This window comes from Neobacillus sp. SuZ13 (assembly GCF_030123365.1).
Taxonomy (GTDB): Bacteria; Bacillota; Bacilli; order Bacillales; family Cytobacillaceae; genus Neobacillus.
Genome location: NZ_CP126107.1, coordinates 1333255 through 1359091 on the forward strand (window position 1 = coordinate 1333255; position 25837 = coordinate 1359091).

Here is a 25837-nt window from a genome sequence, read left to right on the forward strand (position 1 = left end):
AAAAACAAGCCAGATAACATATACTGGCTTGTTTTTTTATGGTCTTTATATTTAATTAAATTACCGCTAAACTTGGGAGTTCATGATATGTAACCATAATTTCATCTAGATAATTATCCATAGTTAAGGCTGTTTCAGTATCTTCAAAGAACCAAGCATCATTGTCTTCAACAAAGAAGGTAATCCCATTAATCTCTTTAGAATATCCAACATGAACAGGGGATTCAACTGAAAAAGCAAGACTATAACCTTTATGCTTTTTCCCAAAACCAGCGTATTGAGGAAACATCCGAATGCAAAATGGTTTGTTAAATTCGAATTCATTTGTGAACCATGTGGCAGCTCTTTCATCGATAGATATGAACATCTAAATGCACCAGCCTTTTCCTATTAGGTATTGATTCATAAAGGAAGAAATGGATGTCATGGTGAAAGCTAAATGAAGCCTTTTTCCATTTCCCTATATTGAAAGATTATAACTTTTAAATAGTTTTGCATGTGATTTTATTCACGGACTGGTCCTTACATAATATGATTTTTTAAAATGTTCATTTATTTTTCTTAAAACGTTCACTTGTGTGCAATGAATCACAACGTGGGGGATATGTACTAAGGGTTTGGAAAATATAAGTCAGTATTTATATCGGATCGAGTGTTGCTGATATTGTAACATATTTATAGTGAAAATAATGATAAGATTAGAGCAAGAACGAAGGAGGGGTCTTCCAATGGTACAAGAAATCGATAAGCTAACAGATAATGTTAATGACATAAAAAGTTTATTCCGTACCTTAAATGAAACATTAGAAAGTATCGAAAAACGATTATCTCGGCTTGAAAAAATGGATAGCATTGAGCATCGTGTAGAAGTAAATCAAATTGACCTTTCTGATATAAAGGAATCGCTTCAACGGATAGAAGAGACACACAGTAACGAAATACAGCATATTAACCGCCGACTCGATTCCCATTTAGTAAAAATTGCCAAAATAGAAGAAGAAATGATTATAATTAAATCTCGATAATCATATCATTAAGCGAGCTAATTGATTAGATAAAAAACCAGACGGGTAAAAATCCGTCTGGTTAGGATTGTTTTAAGAAAGCACTTCTGAATTGGATATTGAAACTTGTTGACTAACATTCTCGTCATTATTGGCGTTTTTCGTAACCTCAATATAACGAATATGATGCTCTTCCATATCAAGGATTTTAAATGAATAGGTTTCATGAAGTAGGATATCTCCTTCTTTTGCTTCGTAATTTTCGGTTAGAATCCAACCTCCAATTGTATCCACATCTTCATCGTCAATTTCTACTCCCAGAAGATCATTGACCTCACTAACTAAAACTTTTGAGTCAATAATATAATGGTTTTCTTTAATTTTTCGTATCTCTGGAATTTCGTCCATATCGAATTCGTCACGAATTTCCCCAACAATCTCTTCAAGGATATCTTCAACAGTTACAAGTCCCGAAGTACCACCATATTCGTCCATTAATATTGCCATGTGTACGCGGTCTTTTTGCATTTTTACTAATAGGTCATGGATTGGAATAGTCTCTATTACTCTAATAATTGGTCGAGTATAGTTTTCTAGAGTCCGTTCAGCTAGTTTTTCATTACCAATTAAATCTGTCATTACTTCTTTAATATTGATCAGGCCAATTATATGGTCCTTATCCCCATCGATGATGGGATATCGTGTGAATTTCTCTTCACGTAATACCTGAAGAAAAGTCTCTAATGTATCTTCCTTTGATAAGGACACGATTTCTGTTCTTGGAACCATAACTTCTTTGGCAATACGGTTATCAAATTCAAAAATTTTATTTACATACTTAAACTCAGATTGGTTAATTTCACCACTTTTGTAGCTTTCAGAAAGGATAATTCGAAGTTCTTCCTCTGTATGAGCAATTTCATTTTCAGATACAGGCTTAAGACCGAAAAATTTAGTCGTAATTCGGGCTGAGCCATTAAGCAGCCAAATAACAGGGTACATTATCTTGTAAAATAGTACAAGCGGACGTGACACCATCAAAGTAATCCGTTCCGCCTTCTGGATTGCCAATGTTTTAGGAGCAAGTTCACCAACTACTACGTGTAAAAAGGTAATTGCTGCAAATGCAAAGCCAACAGATAATACTTGGTTAAAGCTTTCTGGAATATTCAGTCTTTCGAATATTGGATGCAGAATCTTTTCAAAAGTTGATTCACCTAGCCAACCTAAACCAAGGGCAGTGATGGTTATTCCCAACTGACAGGCTGAAAGGTATTCATCCAGATTAGAAATCACTCTTTTAGAAGTCACAGCACTCGAATTTCCTTCTTCAATTAACTGATCAATTCTTGAGCTCCTAATTCGGATAATAGCAAATTCTGAAGCAACAAAAAAGGCAGTTAACCCAATTAAAATGGCTATAATAACCAAGTTAAATATGTCCAAATAAGTTCCCTTATCCTGTTTTTAGACAGGTAAGGAGTCACCTCCCAGTTTGATAAAAAAATTAGCTCCTATTTCCTTGATTTATTTCTAGTTTTCTCCTAATCTCGTCTAATGGTCATCATACCACCTCGACAATTTAATAAATTAACAATAATTATAAAGAATTTGAACTATACAGTCAAACGTTCTGGTTAGTATATTAGTTGATAACTATATTTTATGGAGAAACATAGTGAATATGAACGATAAAGACGAAATATTACAAAAATTTATAAAAAGAAATAAGCAGATCCTACTCAGGAACAGGATCTGCTTGTTTTTCATCTGAATCGGCTTTATAAACCTCAATGTACAAGATATGGTGTCCTTCAATCTCATTAATTTGAAATACAAAATCTTCATGTTCAATGGAGTCACCTTTATGTACATCAAACTTTTGTGTTAAAAACCAGCCCCCAATTGTATCGACATCTTCCTCATCAAGTGTTGTGCCGAGGAGGTCGTTTACTTCGCTGATTAATACTTTACCATCTAAAACAAAATGACCATCGGCTTTTTTCTGGATAAGAGGAAGTTCATCCAAGTCAAATTCATCGCGTATTTCACCAACAATTTCTTCAAGTATGTCTTCAACCGTGACAATTCCTGCTGTCCCGCCATATTCATCAGATAAAACGGCCATATGTGAACGGTTTTTTTGAAGTTTGAGCAGAAGTTCCTGAATCGGTATAGTTTCAATGACATGAATAACGGGCTTTAGATAAGGAAGCAGTGGTCGTTCGCCAGTACATTTCTGCTGGATACAATCTGTTAAAACTTCTTTTATATTTATAACCCCTAAAATATTATCTTTGTCACCATCAATAAGGGGATATCTTGTATATTTTTCTTCCTTAACTATTTCAATAATTTCTTCCATGGATGCATCTTTTGAAAGTGTTACAAGTTCAGTTCTGGGAACCATGATCTCTTTAGCAATCCGATTATCAAATTCGAATATTCGGTTCATATATCGATATTCCGATTGGTTTATTTCACCACTTTCATAACTTTGCGAAAGAATTAACCTTAATTCTTCCTCGGAAAGGACGATATCGTGCTCGGATGCAGGTTGTACTCCGAAAAGACCAGTAACAAACCGAGCCGACCGATTTAGAATCCAAATAAATGGGTACATCAATTTATAAAACAAGATTAAAGGACGAGAAAAAAACAAGAGAATTTCTTCTGCTTTTTGAATCGCAATTGTTTTCGGTGATAATTCACCAATAACGACATGGAAATATGTGATGACAATAAAAGCAAAGATAAACGAAATAATATGTTTTAGTGATAAAGGGATGTGAATTAAGTCAAAAACAGGATTGAGCAATGCCCTAATAGTAGGCTCCCCGAGCCATCCTAAAATAAGGGAGATAATCGTAATCCCAACTTGGGTGGCAGATAAATAACCATCCAAATTAGATATTACCTTTTTTGCTGCTTCTGCTTTTGGATTACCTTCTGATACTAATTGATCAATTCTTGTGGATCGAACCTTTACCATCGCAAATTCTGAAGCGACAAATAGAGCAGTAAAGGCTATTAGGATAACAATAATCACTACATTCATCCAAATCATCTATCACCTTACAAGTGTAAGGGTTGCCACCTCACTTACGTTGGTCTCTAAACATTATTTCAAAAAAAAAATCTATAAGCAAATCGAACAGAAAAAATGCTGCCAATCAGGCAGCATCCATGAGAAATAGAAAGTCAGTTTTATGTCAAATAAGGGACTCGTTTATTCCAGTCACGGGCAAGCATACTGTAAATAAAGAGGTCATGAAAGCGTCCGTATAATTGTTCGCCTTCTCTAATGACTCCTTCTTTAATAAAACCTAGTCTTTCAGGTATAGCACGGCTTTTTTTGTTTTTGATACCACAGCGAATTTCAACACGATTTAAACCTAATTGGAAAAATGCATAGTTTAACAGGAACTGAACAGATCGAGTCATTATGCCATGACCTTCTGCCTTTTTTGAAAGGTAATATCCGATACTGGTCATTCGGTTGTGCCAATCTACTTGTTGTAAACTAATTGAGCCGACCAACTCACCCTTATAGACAATCCCTACGTTAAATCCACTATTTTCTGCAAATTGATTTAGCCATATCGGAATAATGGATTCAAATTGATACGGGGAGTTCATGCTATCCACCCAGGGCAGCCATTCGCGCAAATGTTCACGGTTCTCTTCCACCATTTGATAAAGTTTTACGGCGTGATGCTGTTGAAATAGCTGAAGTTCAATCTCATTATCCACCTTTAATGTAAACATTAGCCTAATCTCCCGATAAAAAATTTTTAGTTCATCATATGCATAACAGGTTGTTAGCGGGAAGATTTATTAATGACAATTAAAAAAATCCCGGCTTTAAATAAAGTGGGATTGGCATTCGTGCTATTATATTCTTGTTTATTAGTTTAAGGAGTTAGGGCTGCAACAGGTAAGAGAATCGAAAATGTAGTTTTATCTGGAGATGAATCACATTCTAAATTTCCCTTGTGTTTTTCAATAATTTCTTTACAGACAAACAAGCCCAGACCTGTACCTAGTTTTTTTGTCGTAAAAAATGGTTCGAAAATGGATTTTCTTAGTTCTGCGGGAATCACAGGACCATTGTTTGAAATATTGATTTTGATGAATTGATCTTCTAGACTGCTATTAATTTCGATTGTTGGATTCGGATTTTCATCATGATTCAATACATCAATCGCATTAAAGATAATATTAATTAAAACCTGCCTAATTTCATCTGCATACCCATTAAGAATAATATCTTCTCGTAGTTCTTTTCTTATTTTTACTTTTCCGTCAAGTATGCTTGGATAAAGGAAGTTTAATACTTCTTCCACTAATGTATTTAAATTGAAGTTATCTTTTTCTTTACCAATTAACTCTTTCTTTGATAAAAGGAGGAATTGCGATATACGAAAATTAAGTTGATCCAATTCACTTGAAATGATATCTAAATATTTCATCTCCGGATAATCGGCTTTCAGCAATTGGATAAATCCTTGAACAGATGTCAAGGGGTTTCTAAACTCATGTATAAAGCTTGAAGTCATCTGCCCAAGTAATGTTAATCGATCCTGATGGGTAGAATCAATGTGCATTGTCTTTTCTTCAATAATTTTATTCTTTGCTTCAGAGTAATGGGAAACTGCATAGTATAAAAATTTGTCGAAACAAAAATTTACTTTGTTTAATGCTTCCTGCAGGGCTGCCCATGGAATACCCGTAGTACTTAATTGACTGTATAAAACTGTTCTGCCAAGATTAACATTATAAACAAAATCACCCAGGTTAATATCAGCCAAAACTCTTTCTTCCGATACTTCAATAGCGAGTTTTTCAATGATATCTAAAAGCTCTTTTTCCGTCATTTTATGCATATTAAGTAAAACTTCGAGTAACGCCTCGCCGTTTTCGTGAATTTTTAATTTAAAAGGATCAGTATTAGTGGTAACAATGGCATTTTCCCAATCTTGAATTAACTTCTGTTTATTTTGATTGAAAAAATCAATTAAATCTGTTTGGTCTTCCGTGAACATGCCGTTTTCCCCCTATGTTATTGACAAAAAACTGCTTATAATATCTATTCGAGGTTAAAATTGAAAATCCTTCTTTATTTTAAAATAAAAGTCTTTTTGCCATTGGTTTTCTGGAATCGTATTCTTCGGTGAATATGCACCCAAGGGACAGCCTGTGGCCATTTACTCACTCCTATATAATGGAACCTTCATGCCGCCAAGCTTCATTATCAGTGCAATCATTATCATCATTGTAATGAGTGCGGTACCAAAGAAATTATTTTCAAAATAAAATTATAAAAAATCGAGAAAGGAAAAGGGCTTTTAGCTCTTTTCCTTTTTTACTATATAGTGCTTGCGGTTGATTCTTATAAATTCTTCAAACTTTAGACAAAATTATTAAGCTTTTTAGCTTAAAATAAGTGTTAAAATACAAGAAAGATAATCATTCTCAATTAGCGAAGATAGGGTGATATACATGTTTGGTTCTTTAAAAGCAGGAGAAAAAGGGAAAATTATTGATATTTCTCTAGTAGGTCACCTAGTTCAAAGACGTTTACTAGACTTAGGGATCACTGAAGGCTCAGAAGTGTGTGTGAAGTGTGTCATGCCATTTGGCGGTCCTGTAATGATTGAATCATGCGGACAATGTGTGGGTATTCGCCGAAGAGAAGCAGATCGAATTGAAGTGGAGAGAATATAATGGAAATCGCCCTAATCGGAAATCCCAATACAGGGAAAACTTCATTGTTTAATAATCTTACCGGTTCTTATGAGTATATTGGTAACTGGAGCGGTGTAACCGTTGAAAAAAAAGTTGGGGTTTTTAAAAATAATTTTGGCCATTTAATTGATTTACCTGGTGTGTATACACTTAATCCGTTATCGAAGGACGAAGGGGTGGTTACATCCTTCTTTCTTAATGAATCAGTGGACCGCCTGCTGAATATATTAGATGCTTCACAATTAGAACGAAATTTACACCTGACCTTACAATTGCTAGAGTTTGAAAAACCAGCACTTATTGGACTTAATATGGTCGATGTAGCAAACAAACGCGGGATTCAGATAGATGGATCTAAACTTTCAAACCTTCTCGGAGTGCCAGTTGTTCCTGTTGTGGCAAGAAGTGGTAAGGGCTGTGATAAATTAGTTGATGTTATATCGACTCAATCAATCCAGCCTGCTAAAAAGAACCTTGTTTACTATGGTAAAGAGGTTGAAGCAGCAATTGTCGCTTTAACGGCTGAGATAAATGGCAAAACCGGCCTTTCTGGACGATTTCTTGCCATTCAGTATTTTGAAGGAAATGAATATGTTAGAAATTATGTAAATAGTATTGTTAACGAGCAAAAGCTTAATGAACTAATTGTTAACTTGGAGTCAACCTTACAAACACTTTACAATGTAAAATCATTAGCAAACTATATTTATCAAAAAAGAAGAGAAGTAATAGAAAAAATCGTCGTCGAAGTGGCTATTAAAAGTAACTTTGACATTCCACTTTCTGAAAAAATTGATATGATCGTTACCAATCGTTTTTTAGGAATGCCCATTTTCTTACTGCTTATGTATGTCATGTTTATGCTGACTTTTGATTGGCTCGGAACACCATTATCTGATGCTTTGGACGGTTTTTTAACAGGGCCGATTACGACAGGATTTGAGTTGGTTTTAACCGCCATTCATGCTTCAAGTTTTATTCATGCATTAATTATTGATGGGTTAGTTGCTGGTGTAGGCGGTGTACTCGTATTTGTTCCGCAAATTTTTATCCTATTTTTCTTTATTTCTTTATTAGAAGATTCCGGGTACATGGCCCGTGTTGCATTGGTAATGGACCGAATTATGGAGTCAGTTGGGTTAAATGGGAAGGCGTTTATCCCTATGATGATTGGCTTCGGCTGTAATGTACCAGGAATAATGGCAGCCAGAACAATAGAGACACCACGGGAAAGGCTGGTAACTATATTGCTTACCCCGTTAATGTCCTGTTCAGCACGATTGCCAGTGTATGCGTTATTTGTAGGAGCTTTTTTTGCAGGAAATAAGGCGTTAGTTGTTCTAAGCCTTTATGTCCTTGGGATTGTAGTTGCATTGGTCTTGGCAAAGATCTTTTCGTCTACATTACTAAAATCGGAGACTTCATTATTTGTTATAGAACTGCCCCCTTACCGTCTTCCACAGTTTCAATCACTGTGGAGGAGTACTTGGGATAAAGGAAAAGGGTTTGTTAGAAAAGCTGGAACATTTATTTTTGCGGGTTCTGTTTTTATCTGGTTATTATCTTATGCTGGCCCCAATGGTTTAAAGGCTGACATGGATGATAGTTATTTAGCCGCGATTGGGAATGTAATCGCCCCAATTTTTGATCCAATTGGATTTGGAACATGGCAGGCATCTGCCTCGTTAATTACAGGGTTCTTGGCAAAAGAGGCCATTATTTCTACCATGAATATTATTTATTTTGTTCCGAATGATGCAAGTTTGCAAGGGTTATTAGCGGACTATTATACTCCGCTTGCTGCCTATAGTTTCATGGTTTTCATTTTGTTATACATCCCATGCCTTGCGACGGTAGCAACTATCTATAAAGAAACAAATTCAAAAAAATGGACAGCTTTTTCTATGATTTATGCATTTGCAATTGCTTATGTGCTTTCTTTGATTATCTATCAAGGCGGCAAATTGTTAGGACTTGTTTAATTCTAGAAAGAGGTGGAGCAAATGATTGCCAATATTTTAATTGGAGCAGCTATTTTTGGATACGCGACATGGGCTTTAGTTAGGTTTATTAATAAATCGAAAAAAGGAAAATGCGGGGCATGCGATTTGAAAAATTCATGTTCTAGCAATTGCGGAATACCGCCTAAATCACTATAAATAATTAAAACTGCTATCAATAAAGGTAGCAGTTTTTTGATGCTAGGATTTGAAGATTTAAGTAAACTAGTGTAAAATTACACTAGTTGTAATTGAAGGAAGGGCTTAATTTGACCAGAGATGAAATTATAATGCAGGTTTCTGAAAAGCTTCGCCTCATACGGACGGAAGTCGGCTATACACAGGATAAAATGGCAGACATTATTGGTGTCTCAAAGAAAACACTTGTTCAAATTGAAAAAGGTAGAGTTTTAGCCAACTGGTCTACTGTAGTTTCGATTTGTGCACTATTTCGTGAAAGTGAAACAGTACAATTTCTATTTGGGAATGAGCCGCTTGAGGTGTTAGAAACGGTTGCCCGCGAAGGAATAGATATTCGGAAGTCAAAAACACTCGGCGGCCGGATATGGTGGAGAGTCGTATCGAAAAAGAACGGGTATATTCTGCAACAAAATATTCTCAGTAAACATTTTCGGATTTTGGATGAAGAAAATTATCGGATTTTTAGCAGCATTGATGAAAAGGTATCGAAACACCGTTTTAAAGAATTGACGAAAAATGAATAAACGACATGAAAAAGATGGGAAACCGCCATCTTTTTTCTTTTTTTTGGAATACTAAATATTGTCATAAAAACTCTCCCTATCTTCGAAAATTAACTGGATGATAGATTACAGATAAAGGATGTTTTTCATTTGGTATTAAAAGAGAAAATTAAGACCATATTCAATAACTTGAAAAAGTGGCACTTGTTCCAAACTATTGTACTTTCTATGTTAATCATCATCTTGTGTTTTTTTGGACTACTTTATTATTTTTCCAAGGATGCTGATATATCAGGACTTAAGAACGAACTGCCACAGGCTACCTTGTTTTATGATGTGAATGGGAATGTAGCAAGTAAAGTATCCGCAAATAAAAATGAAGGTGTCTCTATTAAGCAAGTTCCTGATTCATTGAAAAACGCGATTATTGCTATTGAGGATCGTCGATTTTATCAACATAGCGGTGTAGATTTAATAGGGACATCAAGGGCTCTCATCCGAGACCTAAAAGCTAGAGGAATGGTTGAAGGCGGCAGCACCATAACGCAACAATTGACTAAGAATACACTTCTCACCTCACAAAAAACCTTAAATAGGAAGATGGAGGAGGTTTTTTTAGCACTACAAATTGAACGTGAATATTCAAAACCAGAAATCTTGCAAATGTATCTAAATCAAATTTATTTTGGAAATGGTGCATGGGGGATTAAAACGGCCGCAAGCAAATATTTTGCCAAAGAGGTTAATGACCTAACGATCAGTGAATCTGCATTACTTGCAGGACTGATTAAAGCACCATCTGCCCTGAATCCTTATGAAAATATGGAAAAGGCGACCGAAAGGCGAAATCTAGTATTAGTACAAATGAAGAAGCAAGGGTATATTTCGGATTCTCAGTATGAAAAAGCCATACATGAAAAAGTAATTTTGAATGATAAGGGCGGTGACCCGTTCCGGGGGAAATTTCCATACTATGTTGATCAGGTTTTAGAAGAGGCTATAAACTTATATGGATTAACACAGGATGAATTACTAACAGGCGGCTATCAAATTTTTACAGAACTTGAACCTGAAATGCAAACAGCCATGGAAGAGACCTATCAAAATGACTCCTTATTCCAAGAAGGAAAAGACACCCTAGTGCAGAGCGGTGGTGTCCTCTTAGATCCCAAGACAGGTGGAATTAAGGCAATTGTTGGCGGCAGGGGAAAACATACGTTTAGGGGTTATAATCGAGCCTCGCAATTAAAAGCTCAGCCTGGTTCCTCCTTTAAGCCATTAGCGGTTTATACACCTGCACTGGAAGAAGGTTGGAAGATGACGGATATGTTAAAAGATGAACCAATGACCTTTGGGAGTTATCAACCGAGTAATTACGATAATCAATATGCTGGTCAGGTGCCCATGTATGAAGCTGTAAAAGAATCAAAAAACGTATCTGCTGTTTGGCTGTTAAATGAACTTGGGATTGAAAAAGGATTAGATTCAATTAAGCGGTTTGGAATTTCATTGGACAAAAATGACCGTAATTTATCTCTTGCCTTAGGCGGTTTGCACAATGGTGTCTCTCCTTTGAACATGGCAGAAGCTTTTTCTGTTTTTCCAAATAACGGAGTAAGAATGAAGGCGCATGCAATTAAGAAAATTGTTAATGCTGACGGAAAGGTTGTCGCTGTCTGGAAAGCAAAAAAAGAAAGAGTCACAACAAAAGCCGTAACCAACAATATAACGACCATGCTCCTTGGTGTAGTGGAACAAGGAACGGGTAAGGCTGCACAAATACCTGGCCGAGAAACGGCAGGAAAAACTGGTTCAACTCAGGTTCCAATAGAAGGAATAAATGGCTTGAAGGATCAATGGTTTGTTGGGTACACCCCGCAGCTGGTCGGGGCGATCTGGGTTGGCTACGATAAAACAGATAAGGATCATTATATTACGCCTGTCAGCAATAAAGGTTCAGCAGTTATTTTTCGGGAAGTTATGACGAAAGCATTAACGAATGAGCCTGTTGAAAGCTTTAATGTCCAGCATATCTCCACATTGATTGAAAAGAAAAAGCAAGAAGAGGCTGCTAAGAATCGTTTTAATTTTCAAGAGAATTTTAATAACGAGGTTCAGAAGTGGGAAGAAAAATGGAATAAGCAAAAGGAAAAATGGAGGAAGAGATGGAATGATAAGGGAAAAGGTCATTAATGTTCTCCTATGAGACGAAAACTATTCGAAACAATTCAGAAAAATGAGAATTGACTTTTAAAAGAACTGGTGATAACCTAACAAAGGAAGAAAAAAAAGGAAAGGGAGGGTTACAAAAATGACTACATTCAATCATGTCTCTTTAACAATTGAATATTTGAATGTAACCTGTCCTGAAGAAATTTCCTGTTAATTTATCAATGTGAAATAATTGATTAATGACAAAAACACAGGTTACGTTTTATTTAATACGTGACGTGTGTTTTTTTGTCCCTTTTTTTAAAAGGAGGCATACTGCACTGTTGCGGTATGTCTTTTTTTATAGTTCAAAACAAACTTGAGGGAGGAAATTTGGATGAGATATTTAGAAGGGTCTTGGACAGGAAATACAGCAGGAGCAATAGACGGCGGATAGTAAAACATAAGGGGGAAGTCAGTTATGTTTGCGGTGTTAAAAAAATTAAGTTGGTTCTTTAAAGAAAATTGGCAGCGATATGCCATCGCGATTACCCTATTAATTTTAGTCGGCATATTGGATGTGATTCCGCCTAAATTAATCGGTTTAGCGATTGATGATATTCATGAAGGCAGTATTAGTAATAAGAAAATAATCCAATACCTTGGCATTCTTTTGGCAATCATGGTTTCTTCCTATGCAATAACCTATATATGGATGTACCGACTGTTTGGAGGAGCCTTCCTTATAGAAAGGAAACTTAGGTCCAGTTCGTTGCTCATTTACTAAAAATGACTCCGATATTCTATGAAAAAAATAGGACTGGGGATTTAATGGCGCGTGCCACTAATGATTTAAAGGCCATATCAATCACAGCAGGTTTTGGGATCCTGACACTCGTAGATTCAAGTGTATGGATGCTGACATTACTTTTAACGATGGGAATTTTAATTAGTTGGAAGTTAACGCTGGCGGCAATTATCCCGCTGCCAATTATGGCGATTTTAATGCAAATGTATGGAAAACGAATTCATACTCGCTTCATGGAAGCCCAAGATGCGTTTGGTGAACTGAATGACCGAGTACTTGAATCAGTTGCAGGAGTTAGAGTCATCCGTGCTTTTGTTCAAGAATCTGCAGATAGCAAGCGGTTTCATCAGCTGACAGAGGATGTCTATTACAAGAACATTAACGTTGCAAAAATTGACGCATTATTCGACCCAACAATTAAGGTGCTTGTTGGTATTAGTTACTTAATTGGGCTCGGGTATGGTGCCTATTTAGTTTTCCATCAATCGATCACATTGGGCAATCTTGTTTCGTTTAATGTGTATCTAGGGATGCTGATCTGGCCCATGTTCGCAATTGGTGAGTTAATCAATGTGATGCAGAGGGGGAATGCTTCACTTGACCGTGTAAATGAAACACTGAGCTATCAGGAGGAAGTCGTCAATCCTCTAAGCCCTGTTTCAATTCCACATGCAGATCAAATTGATTATCGAAAGGTAACTTTTCGTTATCCCTCTTCTAAGAATGTTAACCTTCATCAGGTTAATGTTAGGCTTCTCCAAGGACAGACATTGGGTATTGTCGGTAAAACAGGTTCAGGAAAGACCACCTTTATTAAACAGTTATTAAGACAATATCCACTAGGCGATGGAGAGGTATCTATATCAGGGGTATCTTTGGAGAAACAAACCTTAGATCAGGTTCGCGACTGGATTGGTTATGTGCCACAGGATCATGTACTGTTTTCTCGAAGTGTGAAAGAGAATATCCTCTTTGGCAGCAAAGATGCCAGCGAGGAGGAATTAGAAGAGGCCATTGATTTAGCTGCGTTTCGAAAAGATCTGGCCCTCCTTCCAGAGGGATTAAGTACACTCGTTGGGGAGAAGGGTGTGGCCTTATCAGGAGGGCAAAAACAACGGATTTCGATTGCACGCGCACTGATCAAAAATCCAGAAATCCTAATCCTCGATGATTCCTTATCGGCAGTTGATGCCAAAACAGAAAAACGAATCATTGATAATATTAGAAAGGTTAGAAATGACAAGACCACTATCATTACCACACATAGAATGTCCGCTGTCCAACATGCCGACCATATTATTGTTTTAGATGATGGCAAAATTGTCGAAGAAGGGACACATGAACAGCTCCTTGAACATGATGGGTGGTATAGGGAACAATTTATTCGCCAGCAGATTGCAGGGAAGATAGAGGAAGAGGTGCAAGCATGACAACAGGAAAACGATTAGCTAAATACGCCTTGGCGTATAAAAAAATTATTTTCGCAGCATTGATCATGCTGACCATTTCTGTCGGAACCGATCTCGCTGGCCCGTTTATTGCTAAAAATATCATTGATCAGCATATTTTAGGAATTGAATCTGTTTGGTATGAAACATCAAGCGGCAAAAAAGCAGTAAATTATGACGGGAAATTTTATAAAAGAGAAAAGTATGTATCTAGTCGTGAACAAAAGGGAAGGCAGATCCAAATTTTGCAGGTCGGTTCTAAGTTTGTTTTCATCGACGAAAAGCTTGAATTTGACGGAAAGCGGACCTTGAATGCCGGAACATTGGAGATAAAAAATGGTGTTAGAAGGGTTGAATATCAGGCCAAGGTCCTTAGGTTGTCTGAAATCTTAGCCTTTTATCAGCCTGAGATTCTCCCTATCGTTCAACTTTTAGCCATTTATTTTGGACTCTTGGTAGTATCAGCTGTTTTTCAGTACGGTGAACGTTTCTTATTGCAAAAATCTGCAAACCGCATCATTCAAAAAATGCGGGAAGATGTGTATGGGCAAATTCAACGTCTGCCAATAAATTATTTTGATAACCTGCCTGCTGGTAAAGTAGTAGCAAGAATTACGAATGATACGGAGGCAATCCGTGAATTATATGTTACCGTTCTCGCTACCTTTTTTACAAGTTCTATTTATATTACTGGCATATATGTAGCTTTGTTTATTTTAAACGTAAAGCTTGCAGCAATTTGTTTATTGTTATTGCCAATTATTTATGTATGGATGTTGATTTACCGTAAGTATGCTTCAAAATACAACCGTGTGATTCGATCGAAGAATAGCGAAATAAATGCAATGATTAATGAGTCAATCCAAGGGATGAGTATTATCCAAGCGTTCAGTCGAGAAAAAGAAGCAAAAACAGATTTTGAGAAACTTAACCATGAGCATTTTAACTACCAAAATAAATTATTAAGTCTCAATTCATTAACCTCGCACAACCTTGTCGGAGTCCTAAGAAATCTTATTTTTGTAGCATTTATTTGGTATTTTGGCGACCAGGCACTAAATGCTTCTACGATTCTTTCACTAGGAATGCTGTATGCCTTTGTTGATTATATTAATCGGCTTTTCCAACCGGTGCAGGGGATTGTTAATCAATTGGCCAATCTAGAACTTGCTCTTGTGGCGGGAGAACGTGTATTTAAACTGATGGATGAACCTGGGGAAAATGTAAGTAGTGAGCGAATTGCTCGTTTTAAAGGATATGTAATATTTGACCATGTATCATTTGGTTATAAAGACGGGGAATACGTTTTAAAGAATATTGATTTTGAAGCCAAACATGGTGAAACAGTCGCCCTAGTTGGCCACACGGGATCTGGAAAAAGTTCCATTATGAATTTACTTTTCCGGTTTTATGATTGTCAAAAGGGAAAAATTACGATTGATGGAAGAGATATTGAAACGATTCCCCGTCAATCTATCCGTAACCATATGGGAATTGTTTTACAGGATCCCTATTTATTTACCGGAACCATAGCCTCAAATGTAAGTCTTAATGATTCTGCGATAACCAAAGAAAAAGTAGAAAAAGCATTAAAGGATGTAGGGGCTGACAAGGTATTCAAGCATTTAGAAAATGGTTATGATGAGCCAGTACTAGAGAAAGGCAGTACCCTCTCAAGTGGGCAGAGACAGATCATTTCCTTTGCACGAGCGCTGGCATTCGATCCAGCTATACTTATACTTGACGAAGCTACGTCAAGTATTGATACAGAAACGGAAACTGTGATTCAAGAGGCAATGGAAGTTCTGAAAAAGGGGAGGACCACCTTTATCATTGCCCACCGGTTATCAACGATCCGTAACGCTGACCAAATCATTGTCTTAGACCGCGGGATGATTGTTGAAAAGGGCACACATGATCAATTAATGGAGAAAAAAGGGAAGTATTATCAAATGTATGAACTTCAGCAGGGCAACACAGATTTGGCCGGCTAGCAAAAACTTTTCTCGAGTTCGGGAACTTGGGTCTGGTTGTTTCTAAAAGCGACCGAACTCTCTCATTCTTAGGTCTTCATCTTCTTTAAGTATGATGACCTTTTTAAATGGTTATTCGGAAGAATTAGGTCATCATCGCCCTTATGATGACCTTTTTCACTAGTTATTCGGAAGAATTAGGTCATCATCGCCCTTATGACGACCTTTTTCTCTAGTTATTCGGAAGAAAATGGTCATCATCGCTCTTATGACGACCTTTTTCTCAAGTTATTCGAAAAAATTAGGTCATCATCGCCCTTATGACGACCTTTTTCAATGGTTATTCGGAAGAATTTGGTCATCATTTAGTCATGGAGAGTTCAATCGCTTAGACAAGTAACCCCCTTAACCAAGTTAAGGGGGTCTTTTTTAATAAGTAATCCCTACTCGTGAACCGATAAATTCATTGCTAAATAGCTGATTATAGGCAAAATCCGCTGTATCGTAAATAGAGATAGAAGAAGGATCATCAGGAAGGAAATCTTTTTCATATCTGTAATGTCCTATTCTCTCCCCAATAGGAAGGTATGTCGGACATACAACTGTCCATTCGAGCCCTGAATCTCTTAATAATAAAAAGGCGCGTAAATGTTCCTCCGCATCACGGGTGCTTTTCCTTTTCGACTCAGACGATTGAAACCGATATAAATGTGGTGCAGATCGAGCCTGTAGAATTCCAGCAGTTCCAATCGTAATAATCCGGTGTATTCCTTGGGCTTTCATATGTTTAATAATAAAGGGCATCGAGTCAGACAGTACCGTGGTACCCGCTGTATTTAGAGAACTAATCACTACATCCGATCCTGTTAAACTACTCGCAATGTCCGTTTCATTTAGTACATTACCTTCCTTAACAAGAAGGCCATCTCTTTTAATGTTTAGTTTACTGCTATCCCTCACCAGTACTCGGACGGAATGTTGATTGGATAAAGCATTTTCTAATATAACCGACCCAACTCTGCCCGTTGCTCCAAAAAGGGTAATGTTCACAAAAAGTTCACCTCCTGATCAATAAAGTGTAATATTCGTCACTTGCAAACCCGACAGCCTATGATATTTTAAAAATGTTTAAGTATTTACTATTATAGGGGTGGGATGTATATGTCAGAGTATTCAGTTGTGCTTTTGATTGGTAGTTTTTTAATCCTTTCTTATTATATCGGATATACAATCATTAAACATTAATTTGGTAACTGCAGACAAGTGTCTGCAGTTTTTTTTTGATTACCACCCTCATTGCTTTAATAAAATGGATAGGAATGGGTATATATATTGAAGTATATGAATTTGTGAGGTGTGTTGATAAGTGGAGAATTATCGAATTGAAAAGGATACACTTGGTGAGGTTCGTGTGCCCATTGATAAATATTGGGGTGCTCAAACACAACGGAGCAAGGAAAATTTTAAAATTGGCTCAGAGAAGATGCCATTGGAATTAATATATGGTTTGGTCTTTATTAAAAAGGCAGCAGCCATAGTAAATTTCCAATTAGGAAAGCTCAGTGAAAATAAAGTGAAGGCCATCCAAAAAGTATGTGATTCTATTCATGCCGGAGATATGGATGAACATTTTCCACTGGTGGTCTGGCAAACAGGTAGTGGTACTCAATCCAACATGAACGTAAATGAAGTGATAGCCAATAAGGCAAATGAATATTTAAAGGATTGGGGTGCTGCACATGAAAAAATTCATCCAAATGATGATGTCAATATGTCACAAAGTTCTAACGATACCTTTCCAACAGCCATGCATATTGCTGCATATCAAAAGATCGTAGTAGAACTTCTTCCGGCATTATCAGAACTTAAAGATACTCTCCTGCAAAAGGAAAAGGATTTCTCTAAAGTCATTAAAATCGGAAGGACACATTTACAGGATGCAACTCCACTGACATTGGGACAAGAAATCAGCGGATGGCGGTGGATGCTTGAAAAATGTGAAAAGATGATAAAGGAGGCAAGCCAATATCTACTTGATTTAGCGATCGGAGGGACGGCGGTTGGGACAGGAATCAATGCACCCCCTTTGTTTGGTGATAAGGTCGCTGAGCAAATTTCCATATTTACCGGATACCCATTTCGGTCCTCAGAAAATAAATTTCATGCTTTAACAAGTCACGATGAGATTGTCCATGTTCATGGTGCGCTTAAAGCTTTGGCCGCTGATTTAATGAAAATAGCTAATGACATCCGTTGGCTGGCAAGTGGACCGCGTAGTGGGATTGGAGAGATTAGTATCCCGGCGAATGAGCCTGGGAGTTCCATTATGCCCGGAAAGGTAAATCCAACTCAAAGCGAAGCATTGACGATGATAACATGCCAGATATATGGAAATGACGCTGCAATTGCTTTTGCAGCGAGTCAAGGAAATTTCGAGTTAAATGTCTTTAAACCAGTTATTATTAATAATTTTATTCAATCGGTTAGACTCCTCTCAGATGGAATAAGGTCCTTTAATAAAAATTGTGCCGTAGGTCTTCAGGCAAATGACGAGGTTCTTAAAGAACATTTGAATCGCTCATTGATGCTTGTTACAGCATTAAATCCTCATATTGGCTATGAAAAGGCAGCAGAAATTGCCAAATTAGCTTTCAAAGAAAATGGTTCCTTAAAGGAAGCAGCGATAAAATTAGGTTATCTTACTGAAGAGCAGTTTTCCAAATGGGTTAAGCCAGAGAATATGATTTGAAATTGAAAGCCCCTTCCAAATGGAAGGGGCTTAGCCATAATATTTATTTGTATTTACTTGGATTACTTAAAATTAGCGTTGGAATCCGCCAAGTTGAGACTCAGCCATTGCTACTAGACGTTTTGTAATTTCTCCACCAACAGATCCGTTGGCACGTGAAGTAGTGTCTGCACCAAGATTTACACCAAATTCTGAAGCAATTTCATACTTCATTTGACTAAGAGCTTGCTCGACGCCTGGTACTAGAAGTTGATTAGAGTTGTTGTTACTTGCCATAGTTGAATAACACTCCTCTTAATAAGTTTGGGGTCAGTATGGAGTTGAACCATAATGGAGATTAAACCATTGCCGCCTAGGCCTAACCCATGCTATCAATAATACTTTGATAAACTTTCTACAAATTGGAGATACATTCATAAAACTTTGGTTTTGGCTGGATGAGTCGGACTTGCACCGGCTATTACCCTTCTTGGTTTCATCCATCGTGTTGTTGAATGGTTGCTTGCTTTGTAATACTTATTATGATTAAAACGGAAAGACTTATTCGAGAAATTAATTAGTAATTTATTCCATTACATATGGCATGTAAGTTAACACAAACTAAGGTTATCAAATAAACAAAAGGGTGAATGGAATGTCTGAATGCCCAGTATGTAATGGTTTTCGTGAAGCCTATTTATTATGTACAAATTGCGGTGAGCCTATGATGGAAAGTGGTCGTCTAATGGATTTTTATGATGATTATAGTCCATATATGGAGATAGACTTAATGAAAATGGAAGATGGATATCCTGATACAAATTTAGGTCATAAGTGTCCCCATGTGTATCGATGTCCTGCTTGTCATCTTGAAGAAGTATTTTTTATAAAAGAATAAGCCCCGCTAAGAAGCAGGGCTTATTGGTCCATATTCTCTGAATCCAGTTGCAGCGCCCAGCGGCGTTTCCACCTTTAATATATTAAGGGCGGATTCTTGATTCTGTTTCTTCATCAAAGAAATGTGCTTTATTCATGTCAAATGCTAATTCTAATGTATCGCCTGGATGGATATCACCACGAGAATCAACGCGAGCCACAAAATCTTGACCGCCAATGCTTGAATAAATCATTAATTCTGCACCAGTTAACTCGGCAACATCTACCTGAGCTTTAATTTTTGATCCAGCAGATGCATCAATGAAAACTGGTTCATCATGAATATCTTCTGGACGAGTACCTAGGATGATTGATTTTCCAACATATCCTTGTTCGCGTAAATATTTCATTTTTCCTTCTGGAACAGAAAGAGCAGTATTTCCAATTACGAATTTTCCATCCTCTAATTTTCCGTTAAAGAAGTTCATCGCAGGAGATCCGATAAAGCCGCCGACAAAGACATTCTCAGGCTTTTCATAAACTTCTTTAGGCGAACCTACTTGCTGTATAATCCCATCTTTCATAACGACTAGACGTGTTGCCATTGTCATCGCTTCTGTTTGGTCATGAGTAACATAGATTGTAGTAGTATCTAAGCGGCGGTGAAGTTTAGCGATTTCCGCACGCATTTGCACACGAAGCTTTGCATCAAGGTTTGATAATGGTTCATCCATTAAGAATACTTTTGCATCACGTACAATTGCACGGCCTAATGCTACACGCTGGCGTTGTCCACCTGAAAGAGCCTTAGGTTTACGAGTTAAGTAAGATTCTAAACCAAGTATTTTTGCTGCGTCTTTTACCCGACGGTCAATTTCATCTTTTGGGAATTTACGAAGTTTTAAACCAAACGCCATGTTATCATATACAGTCATATGTGGATAAAGGGCATAGTTTTGGAAAACCATCGCAATATCACGATCTTTTGGAGCTACATCGTTTACTCTTTTACCATCAATGTAGAAATCTCCTTTTGAAATATCTTCAAGACCAGCAATCATTCGAAGTGTCGTAGATTTTCCGCACCCTGATGGTCCTACAAAAACGATAAATTCTTTATCTTCAATATGTAAATTGAAGTCTTGTACAGCTGTTACTTTATTATCATAAATTTTATAAATATGATCTAATTTTAACTCTGCCATTCTAATTCCTCCCTTTATCTTGTTAGTAATAGTTTACAAGCGGCAGAAGAAAATAGGTATGGACAGACTGCACAAAGAATGAAAACGCTTTTTTGGGCACTTTGTTACCTTTTTTGACTTTGTTCAAAAAGGAGACAAGCTAAAAAGACTGTAAAGGCTCCATAAAAATCCTTTAATTGGATTCCAGACTTATCGATAAATTTATCAATTCGATATTGAAGTGTATTTCGATGGATGTATAACTTTTTTGCCGTCAAACTGGCATTTAAATTATTCTCAAGAAAAACTTTAATGGTCGAATACATCTCAGGATCATCATTAAAAACTTCGAATATTCCTTGATGAATCTTAGGTTTTAAATCCATCGGCAAGTGAAAAGCCACATATGCAGGAAGAACCCGTTCAAATGTAAAAATATTCATAAGGGAGTCAAGATTGGTCAGACCGAAGGAAAAATATTCCTTTTCAAGCAGGAACTTTGACCGAAGTTGGTCGTTAAAGGAATTGAACTTTCCAATAAAAAAAGCGATTTTGACATAAAAGTCACTTTCTATGGTTTCTGACATGGAAATCAATTCTTCTTCTGTAAGTAAGTCTATGGTGTCCTCTTCAATAATAACGCCTCGTCTTTTGTTCTCCCAGATGATGATGATTCCTTCAGTAAAGAACCCTTTTAATGCTGACTCAATCTCAAGTTGATTCGTATCATCACCGTTAATTTGAAATTGAATGAACCGAAGATTTGACTTAGCATGATAAGTGGGAGGAGGCCCATCATCTAATAAGTACGCATCCCATCCCTTGGTAGCAGAGTTTCGGATTGTTGGTGGATGTTCAACTAATTGATAAATCGTTTGGAGGAGGGTTAATTCCTTTTCAGAAACTTTAGATTTAGGAATGCCAATCCATTCGTTGTCCATCTCGCTAAAAAATATGTAAAACTGTTCCGAAAGTGTCATTGGTTGATCGGGAAATAGAATGGAATTTTCGTAAATAGACAATAATTTTCTTAGCATCATTGATTTCCCCGTTTGAAAAATATTTTTTATAACTTCTAATATTATAACAGTAGTTACTAAACCTAATAAATCAAAAAGGCTAGCCAAGGTTAAATCGGCTAGCCTCTTATTTTGGAAATTCACATCAATCGCATTCATAGGGCGGTTGTTCTTCTTGAAGGTCACGGGCTTCTTCGATATTAGTTGACTCCTCGCGTGAATGCACTGAACCACCAGACATGCCTTCGTTAATCATTCGGTCAACATCCATAAACACCTTATCTCTGCCTTCATATGCAGAACCTGAATCTGTTCCTAAGTTTTTTCCTTTTTCCATAACTAATCATTCCTTTCCCAAAACTATATTTAGTTTTACGGAAAGAGAAAGTTTTCATGCACTCGGGTCATCCAAATTTTAGATTATTCATATACATGATAAAGCATTAGTTCATGGATTTGGCTTGATAATGCCTCGATCTCATCCTGTTCAGGCACATTTGTTGTCCATTCTATTTTCCCTGTTTGGTGGTAAATTCCCGTCACCCGCTGCTTTTTATGATAAAAGGAAAAATTCCAGCCAGGAATATTTTTATTTTCAAATAATGGTTTAAATTGAAAGTGCATGATCATAGTGAAATCCTCCTTTTAATATTCTTACTAATAGCTTAACTGGTTTAGGAGAATATTTAAATATGAATTTTCTGTCAGTTTTCATAATCGGAGAGTTGGAGGAAAATACGGCAAAGTTGCTCCATTTTCTTCTCTTCAATTTCCTCTTCATCAAATCTCATTGGTTTGGAATTTACCTCATAAATATAGTGATGGCCAGTCATACTTACCCCGGCATCAATAGAAAACTCTCCGAAATAGCCATATCGATCAGACAGTGCCATCCCTATTTCAGGAACAATGGCTTCAATAAAATTATCATGCTCGTTAGTTTGCAAAATTTCATATGGCAGGAGTCTGCCGCCGGATGGAATATGGGTTGTAATATCTTGTGTCTGAGATTGCCGAATTCCAACTCCTGTTACAGTGTAACCTTTATCTTCACCGTGGGCGAGGATACGAAAATCGAAGCGATTTCCCTTATACTTTGCCGATTTTATTTCCACTTGTGCTAAGTAGTTTTTTGTCAATAATTCCACGCCGTATTTTTCCCAAAAATGATCAAAGGATTTAAAAAGTTCATGCTGGTGTATCCCGTCTAATTGAAGTTCGGCAGCATCAGTTAACCTTAAGCGAAGTATCCCTTTTCCTTTAGAAGATTGAGTAGGTTTTAAATAAATGCTTTTATGCTCTTTTTGAAATAAGAACAAGTCCTTCTTTCCTTCGATAAGGATGGTTTCTGGCAAGAACGTTTTCAGAAACGAATGTCTTTTAAACAATTCATAGAGCTCAAATTTATCAATAAAACATGGATTGAAATAAGGGATATTCTTCTCATTTAAAATGGTAAAGAATTGTTGGCATTGTTCGCTTTGTTCCGACTTTCGGAAGGGGACCCGGTTATATACAATGTCTGGGTAGCGAAATTTTTCCTTTTTCCAGTGATTTTGTTCAGGTAAAAAAGTATAGCCCATAATATGGTCTATACCTGCATCCTCTGGTATAAAAACAAAACTTTTTCCATCAAGTGAAATAAGCTTTTTTTGCAATGCTATAAACAGGGGGCCATTTCCAGCGATGGAACCATCTGCTTTTCTTGCTGATAGAATTCCAACCAGAGGACCTGGATGATTGGTTTTCATTGGATTAACTCCTCTGGGTGTAATAAGGATTGCTCGGTAAGAAAGACGGCAAATGCGATTGATAATTTTCGGGTTAGCAAATCAAATTCTTTTAATTCAGGATGAGTAAAGATGGTTCTTCCAGGTTTGGAATTTGCTTCAAAGAGCCAAACTTCTCCATTTCGGTCGATACCTAAATCAAAGCCAATCTCACCAATTATTCCTTCTACATGCCGATCCATTGCGCTGCTTAAAAGCAATGCGGCATCGGAGAGTCTCTGGGAATAAAGTGAACATTCCTCATTGGGGAATGTTTCCTCGATTGTCTTAATATCTCCACCGCTTCTTGAATGGGTAGTCACGCTGCCAGGCCCTGCTATCTTCGCAGCAATCGCAGATACATGCCAATTTCCCATGTCATCTTTGTTGGTGTGGACTCTAAAATCAATGGAGCGGGATTCGGTTCGGAGTAGATTAATCCCTTGCTGTACTAGCATTTTTTCAAGGGATTGATTGGCAAATACGTTTCCCATCAAGCTTTCTAAACTAGAAAATTTCCTCAGACGGTTTACATTACTTGTATCTTGGAATCGGCAGTAATATACATCGCTGTGTTTGTCGTAAATAATTTGGTGAACACCTATGCCGAGACTGCCATTTTTAGGTTTGATAAAAACATGGCCATAGGTGGAAAGCATCGTTTCGATTGAGGAAAAGGATGTAAATGGTAATGTATCTGGAAGGAATTTAGACACGGTTTCATCTTGAATAAGCCTTTCATGAATTTCAAGTTTGTTAAAAAATCCAGGATTGTACCAAGGGATAAGATATTCTTTCTGCAATCGCTCTCTCACTTTAATTAACCTTGGGTTATTTTCACTTCTCCGATTCGGAAGCCGATCATAAATAACATTCGGAAAGGGGATTTCAACCGTTTCCCAACTGTTATTATGATAAAAATACCCTTCAATGGTTCCTAGATCCCAATCAATTTGCTGTTCTCCAAACACAAATGGTAAGGCGCCGACCATTTTATTAACAGAAAGGAGTTTCGAGAAAAACTGTGTTCGATCACCAAACGGTTCTAATGGCAAGGAGGTAAATCCTGCTGTAAAAATACCTACAAGTGGACCGATTATTAGACTTTGGTTAGCGCAGAAAACATGAAGTGGAATGTTGAAGCTAGGATATTGAAGTGCTTGTTGAATTTCCCTGCTGATTGAAATCCGATCATCTTGATCAGGATGTGGGATAAAATCGACTTCTATCGACCTTGAACCAAAGGCAATTCGTTTTAACTCTTTTTCTTTTAGTATTGCAGGAGGACAGAATACTACTAATTGATCATTTTGAGCAACTTCAATGAGATAATGTTTTCTCATAATAGCTCTTCCTTTCATTTTGAGCCATTTGACTTAGGTGCTTCCCATAAAGCAAAGGGGCAAGGGTTAAAGTCTCCTTTATGTCTGGCTGTGTATGAAGGAGGACTTTTCGACCAGGCTTTGAATTGATATCTAGAATCCAAATGGAGCCGTTTTTCGCTATTCCAATATCGATGCCAATTTCGAATAATGGTAAAAAAGCATTTTCAAGAATAGGGGGAAGATTAGAGAGAATATATTCTAATTCCTGATTAATGTAATCCCTTTTAGCGGGCAGGAAAGACGAAGACCAATCATCATAATTAGTGATGAAACCACCAGCACTTAAATTGGAAAGGATTCCCCCCGTGCTCCCCACTCGAATACCCCTGCCCATTTCTCCCCATTTCCCATCGATCCCTTTCTGTAAGAGGATTCGAATGTCAAATGGCTGCAGGTCATCATTTGATAATTCTAAATACGGCTGCATAAGGTAGGGACGCTTGCTAATAAGTGGTTGCAGCCAACTATTAAGTTTGGTTTCATTTGGGAAAATTCTTGAGATAATATTCTTGTTTTTTTCTGTTTTAACATGGAAGGATTTGTTGTTTTTTTTCAAATAGTAAATGCCATTTCCTTGAGAGCCATTAATTGGCTTTAAAATCATTCTTTTTTTGGCAGTTAATTCATTTAACACGATGCTAGTATCGGAAACCGACTGAGAAAGGGGCAAGTAAGCTGATAAAACAGTACTTTTTAATACTTCATAGAGTTCCAGTTTATTAGGCAGTCCATAGCCTAAAAAGGTTATTTCGGGTCTGTTCTTCAGCCAGGATACAATCGGAATACACTGCTTGGAATGGTCATCATCCCCGTAAAAACAACGATCATAAATAAGATCTGGAATGGGGAAATCTTTGTCAACCCAGGATTTTGTTTGTGACATGAATTTTTTTCCTTTTACTTGTAATGTAAGTGGATTTACATTGGCAGGGGTGAAGCGAAAACATTCCATCCCACAGGGTTCTGCAAGGTTTGCAATGTCGTTGATATAGGACTGCTCACTGTCAAAATTTATAGTCATTATTCCAAAGGCAATCAAT

The 25837-nt window shown here is 37.0% G+C and carries 23 protein-coding genes and 2 pseudogenes; 11 read left to right on the forward strand and 14 right to left on the reverse strand.

Annotation, left to right across the window (positions count from 1 at the left end):
* Nucleotides 1-55: 55 nt before the first annotated feature.
* Complete coding sequence (locus tag QNH17_RS06370) at nucleotides 56-367, reverse strand: HesB/YadR/YfhF family protein (RefSeq protein WP_283877917.1); 312 nt, start codon at nucleotides 365-367, stop codon at nucleotides 56-58.
* Nucleotides 368-728: 361 nt separating this feature from the next.
* Between QNH17_RS06370 and QNH17_RS06375 the strand changes: the two genes are divergently transcribed.
* Entirely contained in the window at nucleotides 729-1025 is a 297-nt protein-coding gene (locus QNH17_RS06375) for a hypothetical protein (protein ID WP_283877918.1), read from the forward strand.
* Nucleotides 1026-1097: 72 nt separating this feature from the next.
* Here the strand turns inward: QNH17_RS06375 and QNH17_RS06380 are convergent, their stop codons facing one another.
* The 4 genes from QNH17_RS06380 to QNH17_RS06395 all read right to left on the reverse strand — a co-directional run bounded on the left by QNH17_RS06380 (nucleotide 1098) and on the right by QNH17_RS06395 (nucleotide 6049).
* Nucleotides 1098-2450 carry a hemolysin family protein gene (locus tag QNH17_RS06380; protein WP_283877919.1) on the reverse strand — a complete coding sequence of 451 codons (1353 nt, stop codon included), beginning with the start codon at nucleotides 2448-2450 and terminating at the stop codon, nucleotides 1098-1100.
* Between the two features lie 292 nt (nucleotides 2451-2742).
* The gene (locus QNH17_RS06385; protein ID WP_283877920.1) at nucleotides 2743-4071 is read right to left on the reverse strand and encodes a hemolysin family protein; all 1329 of its coding nucleotides are present in this window, start codon (nucleotides 4069-4071) and stop codon (nucleotides 2743-2745) included.
* Between the two features lie 140 nt (nucleotides 4072-4211).
* The gene (locus QNH17_RS06390; protein ID WP_283877921.1) at nucleotides 4212-4772 is read right to left on the reverse strand and encodes a GNAT family N-acetyltransferase; all 561 of its coding nucleotides are present in this window, start codon (nucleotides 4770-4772) and stop codon (nucleotides 4212-4214) included.
* Between the two features lie 146 nt (nucleotides 4773-4918).
* Nucleotides 4919-6049 (reverse strand): histidine kinase N-terminal domain-containing protein, encoded by a 1131-nt coding sequence (locus tag QNH17_RS06395; RefSeq protein WP_283877922.1) that lies wholly within the window; start codon nucleotides 6047-6049, stop codon nucleotides 4919-4921.
* Nucleotides 6050-6155: 106 nt separating this feature from the next.
* Between QNH17_RS06395 and QNH17_RS06400 the strand changes: the two are divergent.
* From QNH17_RS06400 to QNH17_RS06435, 8 genes and pseudogenes are all read left to right on the forward strand, one after another.
* Nucleotides 6156-6320, forward strand: a pseudogene (locus QNH17_RS06400) (energy-coupled thiamine transporter ThiT); the annotation flags it as partial.
* 186 nt (nucleotides 6321-6506) lie between these two features.
* Nucleotides 6507-6731, forward strand: a complete 225-nt coding sequence (locus tag QNH17_RS06405) for a FeoA family protein (protein WP_283877923.1) — start codon at nucleotides 6507-6509, stop codon at nucleotides 6729-6731.
* On the forward strand, nucleotides 6731-8734 hold the full coding sequence (gene feoB / locus QNH17_RS06410; RefSeq protein ID WP_283877924.1) for a ferrous iron transport protein B: 2004 nt from the start codon (nucleotides 6731-6733) through the stop codon (nucleotides 8732-8734). Before QNH17_RS06405 ends, feoB begins: the two co-directional genes overlap by 1 nt.
* 21 nt (nucleotides 8735-8755) lie before the next feature.
* Nucleotides 8756-8911, forward strand: a complete 156-nt coding sequence (locus QNH17_RS06415; RefSeq protein WP_283877925.1) for a FeoB-associated Cys-rich membrane protein — start codon at nucleotides 8756-8758, stop codon at nucleotides 8909-8911.
* A 110-nt stretch (nucleotides 8912-9021) separates the two neighbouring features.
* Complete coding sequence (locus QNH17_RS06420) at nucleotides 9022-9477, forward strand: helix-turn-helix transcriptional regulator (protein WP_283877926.1); 456 nt, start codon at nucleotides 9022-9024, stop codon at nucleotides 9475-9477.
* A gap of 129 nt (nucleotides 9478-9606) precedes the next feature.
* Nucleotides 9607-11649, forward strand: coding sequence for a transglycosylase domain-containing protein (locus QNH17_RS06425; RefSeq protein WP_283877927.1), 2043 nt, complete (start codon nucleotides 9607-9609; stop codon nucleotides 11647-11649).
* Between the two features lie 439 nt (nucleotides 11650-12088).
* Nucleotides 12089-13845, forward strand: a pseudogene (locus tag QNH17_RS06430) (ABC transporter ATP-binding protein).
* Nucleotides 13842-15857 carry an ABC transporter ATP-binding protein gene (locus QNH17_RS06435; RefSeq protein WP_283877928.1) on the forward strand — a complete coding sequence of 672 codons (2016 nt, stop codon included), beginning with the start codon at nucleotides 13842-13844 and terminating at the stop codon, nucleotides 15855-15857. Before QNH17_RS06430 ends, QNH17_RS06435 begins: the two are co-directional and overlap by 4 nt.
* Nucleotides 15858-16265: 408 nt before the next feature.
* Here QNH17_RS06435 and QNH17_RS06440 read toward each other — a convergent pair whose 3' ends face one another.
* Nucleotides 16266-16886, reverse strand: coding sequence for an NAD(P)-dependent oxidoreductase (locus tag QNH17_RS06440; RefSeq protein ID WP_283877929.1), 621 nt, complete (start codon nucleotides 16884-16886; stop codon nucleotides 16266-16268).
* Between the two features lie 316 nt (nucleotides 16887-17202).
* Here QNH17_RS06440 and fumC point away from each other — a divergent pair, with 316 nt between their 5' ends.
* Complete coding sequence (fumC, locus tag QNH17_RS06445; protein WP_283877930.1) at nucleotides 17203-18585, forward strand: class II fumarate hydratase; 1383 nt, start codon at nucleotides 17203-17205, stop codon at nucleotides 18583-18585.
* Nucleotides 18586-18657: 72 nt separating this feature from the next.
* Here fumC and QNH17_RS06450 read toward each other — a convergent pair whose 3' ends face one another.
* Nucleotides 18658-18861: an alpha/beta-type small acid-soluble spore protein gene (locus QNH17_RS06450; RefSeq protein WP_026566044.1), complete on the reverse strand. Its 204-nt coding sequence runs from the start codon at nucleotides 18859-18861 to the stop codon at nucleotides 18658-18660.
* Nucleotides 18862-19219: 358 nt separating this feature from the next.
* Between QNH17_RS06450 and QNH17_RS06455 the strand changes: the two genes are divergently transcribed.
* On the forward strand, nucleotides 19220-19462 hold the full coding sequence (locus QNH17_RS06455) for a hypothetical protein (RefSeq protein WP_283877931.1): 243 nt from the start codon (nucleotides 19220-19222) through the stop codon (nucleotides 19460-19462).
* Between the two features lie 82 nt (nucleotides 19463-19544).
* On the opposite strand, the gene QNH17_RS06460 is transcribed toward QNH17_RS06455, so the two are convergent.
* The 7 genes from QNH17_RS06460 to QNH17_RS06490 all read right to left on the reverse strand — a co-directional run bounded on the left by QNH17_RS06460 (nucleotide 19545) and on the right by QNH17_RS06490 (nucleotide 25836).
* Entirely contained in the window at nucleotides 19545-20645 is a 1101-nt protein-coding gene (locus tag QNH17_RS06460) for an ABC transporter ATP-binding protein (protein WP_283877932.1), read from the reverse strand.
* Between the two features lie 104 nt (nucleotides 20646-20749).
* Nucleotides 20750-21664 carry a helix-turn-helix domain-containing protein gene (locus QNH17_RS06465; RefSeq protein ID WP_283877933.1) on the reverse strand — a complete coding sequence of 305 codons (915 nt, stop codon included), beginning with the start codon at nucleotides 21662-21664 and terminating at the stop codon, nucleotides 20750-20752.
* Between the two features lie 124 nt (nucleotides 21665-21788).
* A complete protein-coding gene (locus QNH17_RS06470) occupies nucleotides 21789-21980 on the reverse strand; it encodes a hypothetical protein (protein ID WP_283877934.1) in 192 nt (63 codons plus the stop codon).
* Nucleotides 21981-22063: 83 nt separating this feature from the next.
* Nucleotides 22064-22273 carry a YheE family protein gene (locus QNH17_RS06475; RefSeq protein ID WP_144554802.1) on the reverse strand — a complete coding sequence of 70 codons (210 nt, stop codon included), beginning with the start codon at nucleotides 22271-22273 and terminating at the stop codon, nucleotides 22064-22066.
* Between the two features lie 74 nt (nucleotides 22274-22347).
* The gene (locus tag QNH17_RS06480; protein ID WP_283877935.1) at nucleotides 22348-23394 is read right to left on the reverse strand and encodes a YheC/YheD family endospore coat-associated protein; all 1047 of its coding nucleotides are present in this window, start codon (nucleotides 23392-23394) and stop codon (nucleotides 22348-22350) included.
* On the reverse strand, nucleotides 23391-24755 hold the full coding sequence (locus tag QNH17_RS06485) for a YheC/YheD family endospore coat-associated protein (protein ID WP_283877936.1): 1365 nt from the start codon (nucleotides 24753-24755) through the stop codon (nucleotides 23391-23393). The genes QNH17_RS06480 and QNH17_RS06485 overlap by 4 nt, the downstream gene beginning before the upstream one ends.
* The gene (locus QNH17_RS06490) at nucleotides 24733-25836 is read right to left on the reverse strand and encodes a YheC/YheD family endospore coat-associated protein (protein ID WP_283877937.1); all 1104 of its coding nucleotides are present in this window, start codon (nucleotides 25834-25836) and stop codon (nucleotides 24733-24735) included. Before QNH17_RS06490 ends, QNH17_RS06485 begins: the two co-directional genes overlap by 23 nt.
* Nucleotide 25837 lies beyond the last annotated feature (1 nt).